Here is a 14,771-nt window from a genome sequence, read left to right on the forward strand (position 1 = left end):
TGGGCTTATTTGAGCTGTTCTATGAGTTTTGGATAAATTAGCCCATCTACATTTTGTTCGGTTTTATAAATACCGTTTTCAACGTTAAATTTATTGACGTGATAAGTAGAGCCATAAATCGAGTCAAAGCCTTGAGATTTAGCAAATACTTTTTTATTGGCATTGATATCTAGTAAATGCGTACCGCTAACCATCAACTCATATTGTTTGGGGTCGACTCCTGAACGGTTTGCCATAATTTTAACCGCATCGGCATGGGTTGCAGGGTCATTAATATATTTAACTGTTTTATCCCACACTTGAATGATTTTTTTCCATTCCTCTTGATGAGCAGTTAAATGACTCATGTTGACTGTTAAGGTATCGTAAATTAAACCTGGCTTGTCTTTAGAGGTATAGATAATTTTAGAGCCTGCCACTGCTTTTAATGCCTGACCTGCAACAGGTTGCCAAACAGCAATCGCAGAAATATCGGGGCTATTAAACACTTGAGGTAATTGGTTCGTCGCTGAATTTACCAGCTTTACTTCATTCGCTTTAATATTATGGTCGGTTAAAGCAGTTGCCAATAAAAGATGATCAACCAGGCCTTTTTCGACACCAATCGATTTTCCTTTTAGGTCTTGAATGGTATTAATGCCCTCTTTTGCAATAATGACATCATTGCCCGCAGAATAATCTGTTGCCAAAATCATCATGCCTTGCGTGCCACCTGAGGCCGTTACCAAGTTATCGCCATTGGTGACCAAAACAGCGTCGAGCTGATTTGCCGAAAAGGCTGAAAGAGAAGCCGAATAATCAAACCATTTAAACTCTACATTTAGCCCTGCTTCTTTTAACCAGCCTTTCTCAATAGCCACTTGCCAAGCCACCCAGCCCGGCCAATCGCTATATCCAATGGTAATTGGTTTTGTATTTGTGGATGCCTGAGCATCTTGTTTGGCCTCGGGCACTTTAGCGGTATTGTCACACCCACCCAATACAACTGCCGATAAAATAGATACGGATAACAACGCTTTTTTAATCATATAGAAACTTCCCCAACATTTTTACTAACACTTTGAGCGGTTTGATCGAGTGACTGTATATAGGCTCGCCAGCCTCCAAAATGGCTAATATCGGTTGCATCTTGAATGGCATAAGCTTCGCAAATAAAGCCTTTGACCCATGTTCCATCTTTTAATTTGAGGTTCCCAATACCAAGTGGTGCAGGCACTTCAGCTACAATGGCTCCAAAATTTGCTAAGGGAACATTCCACACTTCAACTTCAATAGATGCCCCTGCTTCATCGAATTGCAATCCCGGTTTTGGTGGCGTGGTATTTTTTAAGGCAAAGAGTTTATAGGTCTCTGCAGTCTGTGTTTTCTTAAGCAAAGTGGCATTACGGCTAGTGAGCTGAAAATTAAGGGGCATGCCTGTTAAGTGCGCTCCCACCACAGCTAGCTGTACTGAATGATTTGATTGGATCTCTAGACTTTTTTGATAATGTTGAGTTGATTTACCTAAACCCAACGATGTTTCTGCTTGCCAAAGCTGCGCAAAATTAGCGAGTGCCTGATCGTGCCAAGCTGGTGCAATAAAGGTTACACCGCTTGGTAGGCCATCTTCACGAAGTACATTTGGTAAAGCTAAAGCAGAAAGATCAGCAAAATTAACAAAGTTGGTATAGGCCCCCATGTGCGCGTTTTTAGTCAATGGGTCGGCTTCAACTTCGGCAATGGTGTAAATGGTTGGCGCTGTCGGAACCATCAAGGCATCAAAAGGTTGTAATGCCGAATTAATTTTTCGAGCAAGCACGGCGCGGTTATATTCAGCTTGAAGTGCATCTGTTGCCTTGAATTTATCTGCCTGCGCAATAATTTGAGCAATAACAGGATGAGCCTTTTCACGTGTGGTCATGCGTTCAACGGCGACTGTTCTTTCCGCTACCCAAGCATCGTTATATAGTGCGGCAGCAAGTTCATTGAATGCACTGAAATCAATACTCTCAACGTCATAGCCCAGTTTTTTTACACGCTCAATTGCCACTAAAAAGGCTTTTTCAGATTCAAGATCACCATAAAACTCAAGCTGAGCTGGAATAGCTATTTTTTGTTTAGAAAATTGAGTCGGTACATTAGCTGGATGTGCTCGTGAATATTCATCTGTTTCATCATAGCCCTGCATTAAATTCGCAATGGTCCACGCATCATCAATATGCAGCGCAAAAATAGAAATGACATCAATAGTTCGACAGGCTGGAATTAAACCTGTGGTAGAAAACCAGCCCTTTGTCGGCTTAAGGCCCACAATATTGTTATGGCCCGCAGGAACACGCCCTGACCCCGCCGTGTCTGTCCCCAAACTAAAAGGCACAATACCATTGGCAACCACCACTGACGAACCAGAGCTTGACCCACCGCTAATATATTCAGGGTTAAAACTATTTTTTACTGCACCATAAGGTGAACGAACACCAACCAGCCCCGTTGCAAACTGATCGAGGTTGGTTTTTCCAACCACAATCGCCCCTGCTTTTTTTAGCTTGGCAACTACGGCAGCGTCTTGCTTAGCTAAATATTGAATCTCTTTACAGGCAGCAGTCGTGTGAAAGCCAGCGACATCAATGTTGTCTTTAACTGCAAATGGCACACCATATAAAGGTAAGTCAGCAATATTCTGGTCTTTTAAAATATCAATTTGCGATTGAATCTGCTCGTTCGATGCAATTTCAATCCACGCACTATCATCATTTTTAATTTCTGCAACATAGCCAATCAGATCTGCAAGATAGATTTGCCCGTTTTGATATGCTGTTTTCCAGTCTTGAATTGTCCATAAATTTTTCAACACGCTACTCCTCATTTAGTCATTTTGCTGTATAGGCGGCATGACGGCATCCATCAGTTCTAAATGCCCTTTAATCACCCCTTTCAACACAATAAATTGCTGGCTAATTTGTCTGAGTTCAGAACTTGCGCCCTGCATTAACATGACTTGCAATATCTTTTGTTGGTCGAGCTGGATATGAAGTGAACTAATCACCTGTGCTAAAAACTGTTGTTGTAAATCGACCAATTGATTACGCAAGGTCATTTGGCTAGCGTCATAAAGCAGCGTCAACGTGCCTACCATGACTTCATTGGCCTGTGCTTGCTCTGCAATCAGGTGTTTATTAATCATGTCGACTATGGCTTGCGAGCGACTTTCATAGTTCTGCTCGACAATTTTTTGATCGAGTGCGTTAAGTGTCGTTTCAGGTACGGTAATACTGATTCGAGCCAACTTTTGTTTTGCCACAGTCTTATCCTTTTGTTTTAGGCGGCTGATTGTTTTGCTTGATATATACGCCTGCACGTACGCTGAGCAATTCGACTAAAAAGGCTTTTAAAGTTGGCTTTGGTTGAACCACAGGTTTTACATCATTCATATCGCACCTCTAGTTTGGTATTACCAAATTCAGTTTTTGTATTACTAATATGAGATGCAGAATATGTGCCAGTTTTTAAACATGGTTTTGATAGGCTTGACAGAAATTTATGAGTGATTTTTGGGCAAAAAAAAGCCCCATGCACAGGGATGGGGCTAATATTTATATTTTTAAAAAGTTAATTTTTCATCTTATGACTGATTAATCATTGTATGCGCCCATACTGATAAAGACTCTAAAACAGGCTTAAAAGACTGGCCTAATTCGGTCATTTCATAAACCACTTTAATCGGTGCTTTTTCACCATAAACGGTTCGAGATATTAAGCCACTTTGCTCTAATTGTTTAAGTTGAAGGCTTAAGGTCATTTCTGTGATGGTTGGCATTAATTGATTGATTTCATTAAAACGTTTTGGCCCATCTTTTAGATAATACAGAATAACGCCTTTCCATTTTCCACCCACCAAATCCATAGCCATACTGATATGACATGGATAGGTTTTTCCATTCATGGTGATTTCACATTTATTTTCAGTATTTGCCATTTTTCATGCCACCTATCAACTTTGATAGTTATTGTACACCCATACTATAAAAATTATAGTGACTATGATTTTTATAGCTACAAGGCATTATTATGGCTTTACTTATTTTGGCCCATCCCTACTACGCTCAATCAATTGCAAATAAAACGATAGTGAATGAACTTATAAAAACCTATCCGGACCTTGAAGTCCGAGATATTTTTCAGCTTTATCCAGACTATAAAATTGATGTACGTGCTGAACAAGAAGCGTTGCTACGCCATGACACCATCATTCTGCAATATCCTATGTTCTGGTTTAATATGCCGGCAATTTTGAAGTTATGGTTTGATGAAGTTTTTACTTATCAGTTTGCTTATGGCTCTCAAGGCGACAAATTAAAAGATAAAAAAGTCATTATTAGTATGACGGTCGGGCAAAAAGAAGCCGATATGGTGAATGACCGAGAAAACTTAGCGGATAGTTTTTTAAAAGCGGTTCAATATTCAATTCAATATACACAAATGCAGTTAAGCGCCACCTACTTGCTTTATGACGTTTCGCCTTTATCAGGTAATCCAGAGTCGAAAATTAAATTAGAAGCTGTTGAACATGGTCATAAAGTATTAAAGCATTTGACCGAAGCATAATATGAAAAGAGAGCATCAATATTGATGCTCTCTTTTGGTTTAAGCGACAGGTGCCAAGGTAAATAACACTTGCCCCGTTTTTACGGTTTGCCCTTTTTCAATGGTAATGGTTTCGACCTTCATACGTTCCGGCGCAATAATTGGAATTTCAATTTTCATTGCCTCAATTACCGCAAGGGTTGCGCCTTCTTCAACTATATCTCCCGATGCACATTCAATTTTCCAGATTGAACCCGGCATGTGCGATTCGACTGCGCAGCCCCCTTCAGGAATAACCACGGTTTCACCTTTATCAACAGCATCTAGGCTTTCAGAGATATATTCTTGTAAGCCCGCTTCGTGCCAACGGCGGCGTTCAGCCTCAAAATTGGCTTGTTGCATGTCTTTAAAGGCTTGAATGCTGTCTTGATGTGTTTTTAAAAACGCGTTGTACTCTTTTAAGTTGAGTACGCCATCTTCAATACGAAGTTTTAAACGACCCGCCTTGAAGTCTTCACGCATTTGCAGAAGTTCAGTCTCAGAAACTTCATAAAACTTCACTTGGTCAAAAAAGCGTAATAACCACGGTTTGCCATCTTCAAAATTGGCATTTTTACGGTAACGGCTCCACATTTGAGTGGTACGGCCAACAAACTGGTAGCCACCCGGCCCTTCCATACCGTACACACACATATAAGCCCCGCCAATGCCGACCGCATTTTCAGGTGTCCAAGTTCGTGCAGGGTTATATTTTGTGGTGACTAAACGTTGGCGTGGGTCGAGTGGTGTCGCCACAGGTGCACCTAAATACACATCACCCAAACCCATCACCAAATAGTTTGCACTATAGACCACATCTTTAACTGCTTGCTTAGAAGCTAAGCCATTAATACGACGAATAAACTCGACGTTATCTGGGCACCATGGTGCATCTGGACGAACAATTTGCGTATAGCGCTCGGTGGCAAGCTGAGTTTGTGAATCTTCCCAAGCCAAAGGCAAATAGACCGTCCGTGAAGGCACCTGTATATTTTGAATGTCAGGTAATTCGGCTTCTGCTTGTTGAAGTTTCTGTAAAAGCTCAAGTTGATCGAGTTGAATTGAATCAAAATGAATTTGTAGTGAACGAATGCCCGGTGTTAAGTCGATAATACCCTGAATGTTTTGATCTTTGACCCATTGCATGAGTGCATGAATACGGAAGCGTAAGTTTAGGTCGAGTACTAACTCGCCATATTCCACCAACAAATAGCTATTTCCTGCTGGTCGATAGGTCACGCTTGGTAAGTCAGCTTTACCGTCTAAAGTAGCTAAAACTGCATCTTTTAAAGTGTCGGGTTCTGCTTGAATGGCTGGGTTAAAATCGATCTGAGTTGTATCAGCCGCAGTTAAGCTTTGATAATATTTTTGATCAAGTGCTTTTGCTTGCGCATAACTCACGGGTACAAATTTGACCTTATCGCCTGCTTTTAGCTGCCCGATTTTCCAAAGCTCGGAATGAATGACTACCGCAGGGCAAACAAAGCCGCCTAAGCTCGGACCATCTGGACCCAAAATAATTGGCATATCACCCGTAAAATCAATTGCCCCAATCGCATAAGCGTTGTCGTGAATATTGGATGGATGTAAGCCTGCCTCACCGCCGTCTTCACGTGCCCACTCAGGTTTTGGCCCAATTAAGCGAATGCCTGTACGGCTTGAGTTATAGTGAATTTCGAACTCATTGGCAAAGAACGTATCAATATCTTGTTTGGTGAAAAAATCTGGTGCGCCATGTGGGCCATACATGACGGCAATTTCCCAGTTTTGGGTAAAGCTAGGAATTTGTGCTTGAGCTAGAGCTGTGGTCGATTGAGCGGAATATTCAGTAATCGGCAGCATATCGCCAATTAATAAATTACGGCCTGCATGCCCACCAAACTGCCCTAAAGTGAAAGTCGCCTGTGACCCTAAATAGTCAGGAACATCAAATCCACCTTTCACACCTATATAGCTACGGCAACCTGAACGGATAAGCCCACATTTTAAAACTTGGCCTTTTTTTACATTGACGGTTTGCCACATCGGCACAAGTTCGCCATCAAGTTTTGACGGCATATCACCGCCCGTAATGACAATTTGGCTGTCGCAGTGAAACTTTAAGGTCGGCCCTTGCAAAGTACATTCAAGCCCTGCGGTATTTGGTTCATTGGCCAAAAGCTGGTTTGCCACAGTTAAACTGAGCGGATCGATCGCACCAGATGGCGGCACTCCGACATCCCAATAACCTAATCGCCCTGTTACGTCTTGAATGGAGGTTTGAATACCAGCTTGCAACACCTCAATTTTTTGAGTTTTCCATTCAAACGTATTTAAAAATCGGGTGGTTTGAGTACCTAAAGCAAACACATCGCAAGCAATAATGTTTTGCAAATATTCCAAATTGGTTTCGATACCAGCCACTTGTGTGTTGGCAAGGCTAGCACTCATTGCCTGTATGGCTTGGTCCCGTGTTGCAGCGGTCACAATGATTTTGGCAATCATTGGGTCATAAAAAGACGACACTGTTGACCCTGTTTCCACCCATGTTTCGACCCGTGCTTGTGGGTCAAATTTAACATGAGTGAATAAGCCTGCACTTGGTTGGAACTGTTTAATCGGGTCTTCTGCATAAAGACGAACTTGAATAGAGTGTCCTGTTGGCTCTAACTTTTCAGTCGGTGCTGACCAGTCACCGCCTGCCAAGGTAACCATCCACTCGACCAAGTCGACACCAAACACTTGCTCGGTCACACCGTGCTCGACTTGCAAACGGGTGTTCACCTCTAAGAAATAAAATTCTTGGGTTCCGGTGTCCATAACAAACTCAACTGTGCCCGCCGAGCGATAGTTCACCGACTGCATCAGTTGAATCGCAACTTTTTGCAGATAGTCGCGTTGCTGTTCATTTAAGTGTGGTGCAGGTGTTTCTTCAATGACTTTCTGATTACGGCGTTGTACCGAACAATCACGCTCACCCAACGCTAAAACTTGCCCTTTCCCATCACCAAAAATTTGTACTTCGATATGGCGTGCATGTTGTACAAATTTTTCTAAATATAAACCTGCATCTTTAAAATTGACCTGCGCTAAATAAGATACGGTTTGATAGGCATCTTTTAATTCAGTTTCATTCCAGACCAGACGCATACCAATACCACCGCCACCCGCGGTACTTTTCAGCATGACTGGATAGCCAATACGGTCCGCTTCGGTCAAGGCGTCGGATTCATCAGCAAGTAGTGAACTACCCGGAAGTAAAGGTACATTGCTTTGAATTGCGAGTTCACGCGCGGTATGTTTTAAACCAAAATCGAGCATTTGGCTTGAAGTTGGCCCAATAAAGGCAATGCCTTGGCTTTCACACAAATCACAAAACTCGGCATTTTCAGACAAAAAACCATAACCGGGGTGAATGGCTTCTGCTCCCGACTGTTTTGCAACTTCAAGGATTTTTTCAATATTTAAATAACTTTGATGGGCAGGCGCAGGTCCAATCAAGAAAGCTTCATCGGCCAAAGTCACGTGTAAAGAATCACGGTCGGCTTCGGAGTAAACTGCAACCGAAGCGATCCCGAGTTTTTTAAGGGTGCGAATTACGCGACAGGCAATTGCACCGCGGTTAGCAATCAGAACTTTTTTAAACATGCTTACACCCCTTCCGCTTCACGGACAACCAGTTGAATTTTGGTTGGGTTATAGGCATTACATGGGTTGTTTAGCTGAGGACAATTGGAAATTAAAACTATTAAATCCATTTCTGCCCGAACTTCGACATATTTACCCGGTCCTGAAATTCCGTCATCAAATTTAAGCTGACCGTCTGGCGTAACAGGCACATTCATAAAAAAGTTAATGTTTGGACCGATGTGACGCACATTTAAGCCATGCTTTTTTGCAATCGGATGTTTTGCCAAGGCATACATAAAGTTGTTACGGCAACTATGCATAGGATACGTTTCATGTGCATAGCGAACTGTATTACTTTCACATGAACAGGCACCGCCAATGGTGTCATGGCGCCCGCAGTTATCATCATGAATAACGGCAATTGGACGGCCAAAGTTACTATAGAGCTTGGTGCCCCTTTCTAAATAGATTTGTTGGTTGATAGCCAAAGTGTCCATTGCGCTATAACGCTCAGTTGGATTTTCGGCACTCATAAACAAAGTATCGACCGCTTGGTTTCCTTCCAGATCAATAATTCGAAAATATTGGCCCTTTTTAACCTCGCACATCCACGCTTCGCCAGCAGGACAAACTTCATTTAAAACTGCTTTTTCAAATGATTGTAAAACTGTCATGATGCTTCTCCTGATTTAAATATTGCTAAGCGCGTAGTAGCGGGCTGTGTTTTGAAAGGCACGCTGATTTTGTGAACACGCATCACGACAAATATCGCTGTCTGTTAGTGAATTGGCTTTAAATAAACTGAGTTGAATATCGGCGGGTTGATAGATTGGGCTGGTGTCTAAACCATGGGGCGCGGCAGATAAAAATAGCAGGCAGTCCATTTCAAAACGCAGTTCAATGGTTTGATCAGTATTGTCAGAACTGACATATGACAAAGCGCCGTTTTCATCTGGTACAACTTTAGAAAATAGGTTAACCGCGGCACTCAGGTCTTGGCTGGCAAGTCCGTATTTACACATTTCAATGAGTAAACTGTCTAAGCCGTTTTGGTACATATCATTGCGGGCATCTTGAAATGTGCGATTGCCGAATTGCTTTTCAATTTGCTCAGGTCGGCTTGGACCACAAAGCGCATCATTCCAACCATGGTCATCATGAACAATAGAAGCCATCACACGGCCAAGGTCTGAATAGAGCACATTGGAAGCTTTTAAATAGGCAGTGTGTTGCCCTTTTAAACTGTCGGGCATGTTAAAACGTTCAAGCACATCGGCAGCATTTACACAAAACAAAGAAACATTTGCCTGAGCGCCTAGGGATGTAAATCTAAGAATAGTTCCTTTTTGAATACGACCCGACCAGTGATGTCCGCCGGGTAAAAGTTCGGTCCAAATCGCCTGATTGTTATGATAACTTGCAGTGTTCATAGCTACTCCTGTCGGATAGTTTTAGACTTCCTCCCGGGCTTTTATCCCTCCGTGTAGTTCGCTAGGAACCGTGAACTCTCGGTCCAGACATACGTGAAGTATCGGAACCCTAGATCACTTTTGATTGCTTAAGACTATGCAAAGGACATGCCAGCTTAGTATTACGTTTTTGATTAAAAGTAATACTAAGATTGGGCAATTTGAGTGCGATTTAAAACACAAAATAAAAAGCTGCACTAAAAGTTGTGCATTTCAAAATAAAAAAGCCCCTTTCACTAAGAGGCTTAAGAATGAATTATAAGATTGAGAATGTTAAGGAAGCAGAATCACCTTACGGCAGTCCTCTTCTCTTTCATTAAAAATGCGATATCCCTCTGCGGCATCTTCTAATTTCATTCGGTGGGTAATAATCGTTTCAGGTGTTAATTCACCACGCTCAATCAATTCTAACAGTTGCGGTAAATATTGATGCACATGGGTTTGGCCCATTTTAAAAGTCAGTCCTTTATCAAAAGCATCGCCAAATAAGAAACCATGAATCGGGCCTGCATATACACCCGGTACGCTGACCACTCCACCACGGCGAACCGCGGCAATACATTGACGCAGTGCTGCACCACTTGAACCTTCAAGCTTTAAATTAGTTAGAACTGTTTCAATCACACTGCCTTTCGCCTCGAAACCAATGGCATCAATCACCGCATCGACACCGCGGTAATTGTCGGTATGTTGAATAATAAATTCGGCCGCATCGACTTCGTCAAAATTCACTGGAATGGCACCGTATGTTGCCGCTGCATAGTTCAATCGATAGTCATTGTGATCGACCATAAATATCTTTTCAGCACCGAGCATCTTGGCACAAGCAGCGCTTAACAGTCCGACTGGACCAGCACCATAAATTGCAACGGTTGAGCCACGCTTCACTTGGGCATTGGTCACGGCTTGCCAAGCGGTGGGTAAAATATCGGTCAAGAAAAGTACTTTTTCATCTGACAGTGAAGTTGGCACTTTAAAAGGGCCTTTATTGGCTTTTGGCACACGCACATATTCCGCTTGCCCGCCTGGTACACCGCCGTAAAGATGGCTATAGCCAAACAAAGCTGCACCTGGTGGAATCTGCTTTTTATTAATAATTGCGCCGCGCCCTGTATTCGTAGTTTCGCAAGCAGCCGTTAGATCAAGTTGGCAAAAGAAACATTCCCCACAGGCAATCACAAAAGGAACAATGACACGATCACCCTTTTTTACTGCGGTGACAGCTGGACCGACCTCTTCAACCACGCCCATAAACTCGTGCCCAAAGATATCACCCTGCTCGGTTCTAGGGATTTTGCCTCGATATAAATGTAAATCAGAGCCACATATCGCTGTGGCAGTCACGCGTAAAATAATGTCATCCGGTTCTTGAATAATAGGGTCTGCTACTGTTTCTACTCGAACATCTTCGGCACCGTGGTAAGTTAGAGCACGCATATTGTTATTCCTCTATTTTCTATCATGTCCTTTGATTATGAGGAGGCTTTCTTTACGGTTTGCAACGATTCTTACTTTTCACGTAAGGCATATAGTTCAAATGCAACGCGATAGGAATTTCAGTAACATTTAATGAATATAGGATTGTTTCAGGTAGGAATGTTTTTGTTATTTACCCCAACAAAAAAAGCCAATCATCTCTGCAATAAAATGATTGGCTCTATTCTAATATTTTGAATTAATCTAACTTAAGTTGTTGTCTGAGCTTTAAGATATCGACCAGACCTTTATTTCTGGTTTCATATAAATCGATATCTTTATATTGTGTTAATAGCTGATTGGTTTGTGCTTCCAATAACTCTGTTGTCTCGTCTGAATGTTGAAATGCGTGCATATCATTCCACCATTCTGTCATTGGTGGGCCTAAATGATGAATTGCTTCTTTAAAGCCCTTTTGGTTGGCAAGCTGCATATTAATGTAGGGACCAAATAGCGCCCACCTTAAACCCGGCCCACTGGTAATCGCGACATCGACATCTTCGGCAGAACACACGCCTTGTTCAACCAATGAAAAAGCTTCTCGCCATAGCGCAGCCTGCAAACGGTTTGCGACATGCCCTTTTACTTCTTTATTTAAAACAATTGGATTCTTGCCCAACTGTTTATAGAACTCAGAAGCCTGTTTTAAAATTTGAGGATCAGTCAGATTACCACCAACGATCTCGACCAAAGGTAAGAGATGAGGCGGATTAAAAGGATGACCTAATAAAATACGTTCAGGATGTTGCGCCTCTTTTTGGAAATCAGACACTTTTAAGCCCGATGAACTTGAAGCAATAATAGTATGTTCAGGGCAATATGCCGTGATTTCTTGATATAGCTGTTGTTTCACATCGAGACGTTCAGGGGCATTTTCCTGAATAAAATCTACGTCTGAAACTGCATCTTTTAAATGATTAAAAATTTCCAGATGAAGCAGTACATCTTGCGGAGAATAACTGTGTTCAGCGTTTTGGTCTAAAGCCAATAAATCATTTAAATTTGCAGATATTCTTTTTTTAAAGACCGCTTCATCTATCGGATACGGGTCGTAAACATTAACTTTAAATCCTTTATATAAAAATAAGGCCGTCCAACTCGCACCTATTACACCAGCTCCAACAACACCAACCGTTTTAATGACTTCCATATTTTCCTCGTACAAATGTTGTTTTATCCGAAATTTCTTTACTCAAATGAATGCTTAAATAAACATAGCAGATTCAACCAATCAATAAATTTAATTGTTTATATTTTATATAATTTGTCCTATATTCCTTAGCTTGAAAATTTATTCCTTTGATTAGTACAACCTCATCTTTTACCCTTTTTTAATCGTTATTTACTGAATTTTATGTCAAAAAATCTAGCAACATTGATTGGTTTAAGCGCCATTCTCATGTGGGCATCTCTGGTCGGCTTAATGAAACAAGTCAGTGCCGCCATTGGGCCTGAGCTAGGTGTTACCTTTATTTATTCTTTAAGTGCGCTACTGTTGCTTGCCATTTTCAAAGTTCCAGATTTTAAGCAGATCTCTAGAAAATACTTAATATTTGGCACAATTCTGTTCGTGGCTTATGAGGTGTGCTTTTCATTTGCGATTGCTTATTCTCAGACAGCAAGACAAGCAATTGAAATTAGTATTGTTAACTATCTGTGGCCGAGTTTAACGGTTTTAGCTTTTGTTATTTTTAAAGAATTAAAGTTTAATTTCCTTATTATTTTAGGGCTAATGCTTTCAATTTTCGGCATTATTTTTATTCAAACTGGAAGCGGTGATTTTAGTCTAAATAGTATTGTCGATAATTTTCATAGCAACCCACTCAGCTATATTTTGGCATTTGCAGGTGCCATCATTTGGGCTTTTTACTGTGTACTCACCAAAAAATTAAGTAATGGGCAAAATCCAATTTCCATTTTCTTTGTTGGTGTCGCGCTCACTCTCTGGCTCAAGCTGCTTGTCTCGGGACAATTTTCCATTCCGGCAATGGATATTCCAACAGTCATGACCCTTTTAGTTGCTTCTGCTGCCATGGGTTTTGGTTATGCTGCTTGGAACATTGGCATCATTCATGGAAACATTACCGTGCTTGTGGTGGCCTCTTATTTCACCCCGATTATCTCGTCTATTTTGGCGATGTTTGTTTTACAAACTCAACTTTCAATGAGCTTTTGGCAAGGAACAGCAATGGTGACGGCTGGTTCCTTTATTTGCTGGGTTTCAACCAACTGGTCTGTGATTCAGCCCTTCTTTAAAAAATTAAGAAAAGGCCAAAAAGCATTGTAGATGTACCAAAGTGAATTTTTTAAGTATGCGATAACTCCGACGAAGAAGAATTCCCCCATTGCCCAAAGCGTGCTAACATCCAAATTCTGACAATTACCAATGTCAAAATAATTTCTAGAGGGAATAAGATGTTAAAAACTCAAAAAATCAACATCGTACAAGAATTTGATGCACCCGTAGACAAAGTCTTTGCAACCTTAAGTGAGCATGAAAACCTAAGTAAACTTTTCGCTCCTGCTAAAGTGACTCGCATTAGCAACGGAAAAGACGCTCGTAATGGTGTTGGCTCTGCGCGCAAAATGTCTATTCCATTGACCCCTTCATTTGTAGAAACCAATTTAGTCTATAAAGAAAATGAACTGATCGAGTATGCAATTACGAGCGGGATTAGCCCAATTAAAGGTCACCGTGGTGTCATGAAATTTACTGACTTGGGAAATAATCGTACTCGTTTGGATTACACCATTAGCTTTAAAGGTCGCGTTCCTTTTATTGGCCCGATTATTAAGGCAGCCTTACAAAATGGCGTGAGTCGTGGGCTTAAAAAACTTAAGTTTTAATCGACCAATATCTACAAAAAAGCCCAATCACGGGCTTTTTATTTTTTAAAGTTTAAGTTGAATGCTCAGATAGCATAAATAAAAAGTAATTTAATAATTTATCCCGTTCATCTACGCTATTGGCACTTAACAGCTGAACCATTGCCCCATCAATTGCAAATAGAAACATGTGGGCATCTTTTATTGAAGCGGTAGTTTTGACGGTAAGAAGCAGCTTATAAAGCTCATTTATAAACCAATTTCTATAATCAACAACCACTCGATAAGCCGTTGCATAACACTTTTCAATTTCAAAAATTGCTTTAAATGGTAAACGATAAAAGCCTTCTAAATTGGCATGTAAAAAGTAAATTTGCTTGAGTTTATCGAACACCATAAGTTCGCTGTATGAATTGATAATTGAAAGGACTTTTACTTTGAGCGCATCCGTTTGAAAGGTTAAACACATCTCGATCAGTCGTGCTTTTGAATGAAAGATGTTATAGAAAGTCGCTTTGGGGATGTTGGCTTCAGCAATAATTCGGTCAACCCCGACCTTATTAAACCCATCTTGATTAAATAAATCTTTTGCCGTGTGCAGCACCCGTAGTGCTCTAAATGAAGATTCTAAATTGTTCATGTATACCGCTTAAAATAATTTTTTGTTGTATGTAAAAGAGTTAGAAATGCCGTCACTCTTAAATTGAGTGCTAAAAACAGGCATGTAAGAGCGGCACAATAATGGTGTGCTCGCCTATCTCGGGTTTATTGTTGCTATGTTTTAGTCGT

General features: G+C 41.1%; 14 protein-coding genes and 1 riboswitch. Of the genes, 3 read left to right on the forward strand and 11 right to left on the reverse strand.

Annotated elements, in window-relative coordinates; translation table 11 throughout:
• Positions 1-5: 5 nt before the first annotated feature.
• The 5 genes from KIP84_RS11150 to KIP84_RS11170 all read right to left on the reverse strand — a co-directional run bounded on the left by KIP84_RS11150 (position 6) and on the right by KIP84_RS11170 (position 3,955).
• Positions 6-1,028: an ABC transporter substrate-binding protein gene (locus KIP84_RS11150; RefSeq protein WP_213688493.1), complete on the reverse strand. Its 1,023-nt coding sequence runs from the start codon at positions 1,026-1,028 to the stop codon at positions 6-8.
• Positions 1,025-2,833 (reverse strand): allophanate hydrolase, encoded by a 1,809-nt coding sequence (gene atzF / locus KIP84_RS11155; protein ID WP_213688494.1) that lies wholly within the window; start codon positions 2,831-2,833, stop codon positions 1,025-1,027. The genes KIP84_RS11150 and atzF overlap by 4 nt, the downstream gene beginning before the upstream one ends.
• Before the next feature lie 12 nt (positions 2,834-2,845).
• On the reverse strand, positions 2,846-3,280 hold the full coding sequence (locus tag KIP84_RS11160) for a transcriptional regulator (RefSeq protein WP_001118705.1): 435 nt from the start codon (positions 3,278-3,280) through the stop codon (positions 2,846-2,848).
• A gap of 4 nt (positions 3,281-3,284) precedes the next feature.
• Positions 3,285-3,410 (reverse strand): hypothetical protein, encoded by a 126-nt coding sequence (locus KIP84_RS11165; protein ID WP_001000625.1) that lies wholly within the window; start codon positions 3,408-3,410, stop codon positions 3,285-3,287.
• Between the two features lie 191 nt (positions 3,411-3,601).
• Positions 3,602-3,955 (reverse strand): helix-turn-helix domain-containing protein, encoded by a 354-nt coding sequence (locus KIP84_RS11170; RefSeq protein WP_000024061.1) that lies wholly within the window; start codon positions 3,953-3,955, stop codon positions 3,602-3,604.
• A gap of 92 nt (positions 3,956-4,047) precedes the next feature.
• Between KIP84_RS11170 and KIP84_RS11175 the strand changes: the two genes are divergently transcribed.
• Positions 4,048-4,584, forward strand: a complete 537-nt coding sequence (locus KIP84_RS11175) for an NAD(P)H-dependent oxidoreductase (protein WP_213688495.1) — start codon at positions 4,048-4,050, stop codon at positions 4,582-4,584.
• A gap of 39 nt (positions 4,585-4,623) precedes the next feature.
• On the opposite strand, the gene uca is transcribed toward KIP84_RS11175, so the two are convergent.
• The 5 genes from uca to KIP84_RS11200 form a co-directional block, all read right to left on the reverse strand.
• Entirely contained in the window at positions 4,624-8,229 is a 3,606-nt protein-coding gene (gene uca, locus KIP84_RS11180; protein ID WP_213688496.1) for an urea carboxylase, read from the reverse strand.
• Positions 8,230-8,231: 2 nt separating this feature from the next.
• On the reverse strand, positions 8,232-8,885 hold the full coding sequence (locus KIP84_RS11185) for an urea amidolyase associated protein UAAP2 (protein WP_108008312.1): 654 nt from the start codon (positions 8,883-8,885) through the stop codon (positions 8,232-8,234).
• 15 nt (positions 8,886-8,900) lie between these two features.
• On the reverse strand, positions 8,901-9,641 hold the full coding sequence (locus KIP84_RS11190) for an urea amidolyase associated protein UAAP1 (RefSeq protein WP_213688497.1): 741 nt from the start codon (positions 9,639-9,641) through the stop codon (positions 8,901-8,903).
• Positions 9,642-9,669: 28 nt separating this feature from the next.
• A riboswitch (guanidine-I (ykkC/yxkD leader) is annotated at positions 9,670-9,765 on the reverse strand.
• A gap of 188 nt (positions 9,766-9,953) precedes the next feature.
• A complete protein-coding gene (locus tag KIP84_RS11195; RefSeq protein WP_017402877.1) occupies positions 9,954-11,117 on the reverse strand; it encodes a zinc-dependent alcohol dehydrogenase in 1,164 nt (387 codons plus the stop codon).
• Positions 11,118-11,355: 238 nt separating this feature from the next.
• Positions 11,356-12,306, reverse strand: a complete 951-nt coding sequence (locus KIP84_RS11200; RefSeq protein WP_213688498.1) for a 3-hydroxyacyl-CoA dehydrogenase NAD-binding domain-containing protein — start codon at positions 12,304-12,306, stop codon at positions 11,356-11,358.
• 204 nt (positions 12,307-12,510) lie between these two features.
• Between KIP84_RS11200 and yddG the strand changes: the two genes are divergently transcribed.
• Both yddG and KIP84_RS11210 read left to right on the forward strand, forming a co-directional pair.
• Positions 12,511-13,443, forward strand: a complete 933-nt coding sequence (gene yddG, locus KIP84_RS11205) for an aromatic amino acid DMT transporter YddG (protein WP_213688499.1) — start codon at positions 12,511-12,513, stop codon at positions 13,441-13,443.
• Between the two features lie 128 nt (positions 13,444-13,571).
• Positions 13,572-14,003: an SRPBCC family protein gene (locus KIP84_RS11210; RefSeq protein ID WP_002114206.1), complete on the forward strand. Its 432-nt coding sequence runs from the start codon at positions 13,572-13,574 to the stop codon at positions 14,001-14,003.
• A 52-nt stretch (positions 14,004-14,055) separates the two neighbouring features.
• On the opposite strand, the gene KIP84_RS11215 is transcribed toward KIP84_RS11210, so the two are convergent.
• Positions 14,056-14,622 carry a TetR/AcrR family transcriptional regulator gene (locus KIP84_RS11215; RefSeq protein WP_213688500.1) on the reverse strand — a complete coding sequence of 189 codons (567 nt, stop codon included), beginning with the start codon at positions 14,620-14,622 and terminating at the stop codon, positions 14,056-14,058.
• Between the last annotated feature and the right edge of the window lie 149 nt (positions 14,623-14,771).

This window comes from Acinetobacter sp. BHS4 (assembly GCF_018454425.1).
In the GTDB taxonomy this organism is placed as follows: domain Bacteria; phylum Pseudomonadota; class Gammaproteobacteria; order Pseudomonadales; family Moraxellaceae; genus Acinetobacter; species Acinetobacter pittii.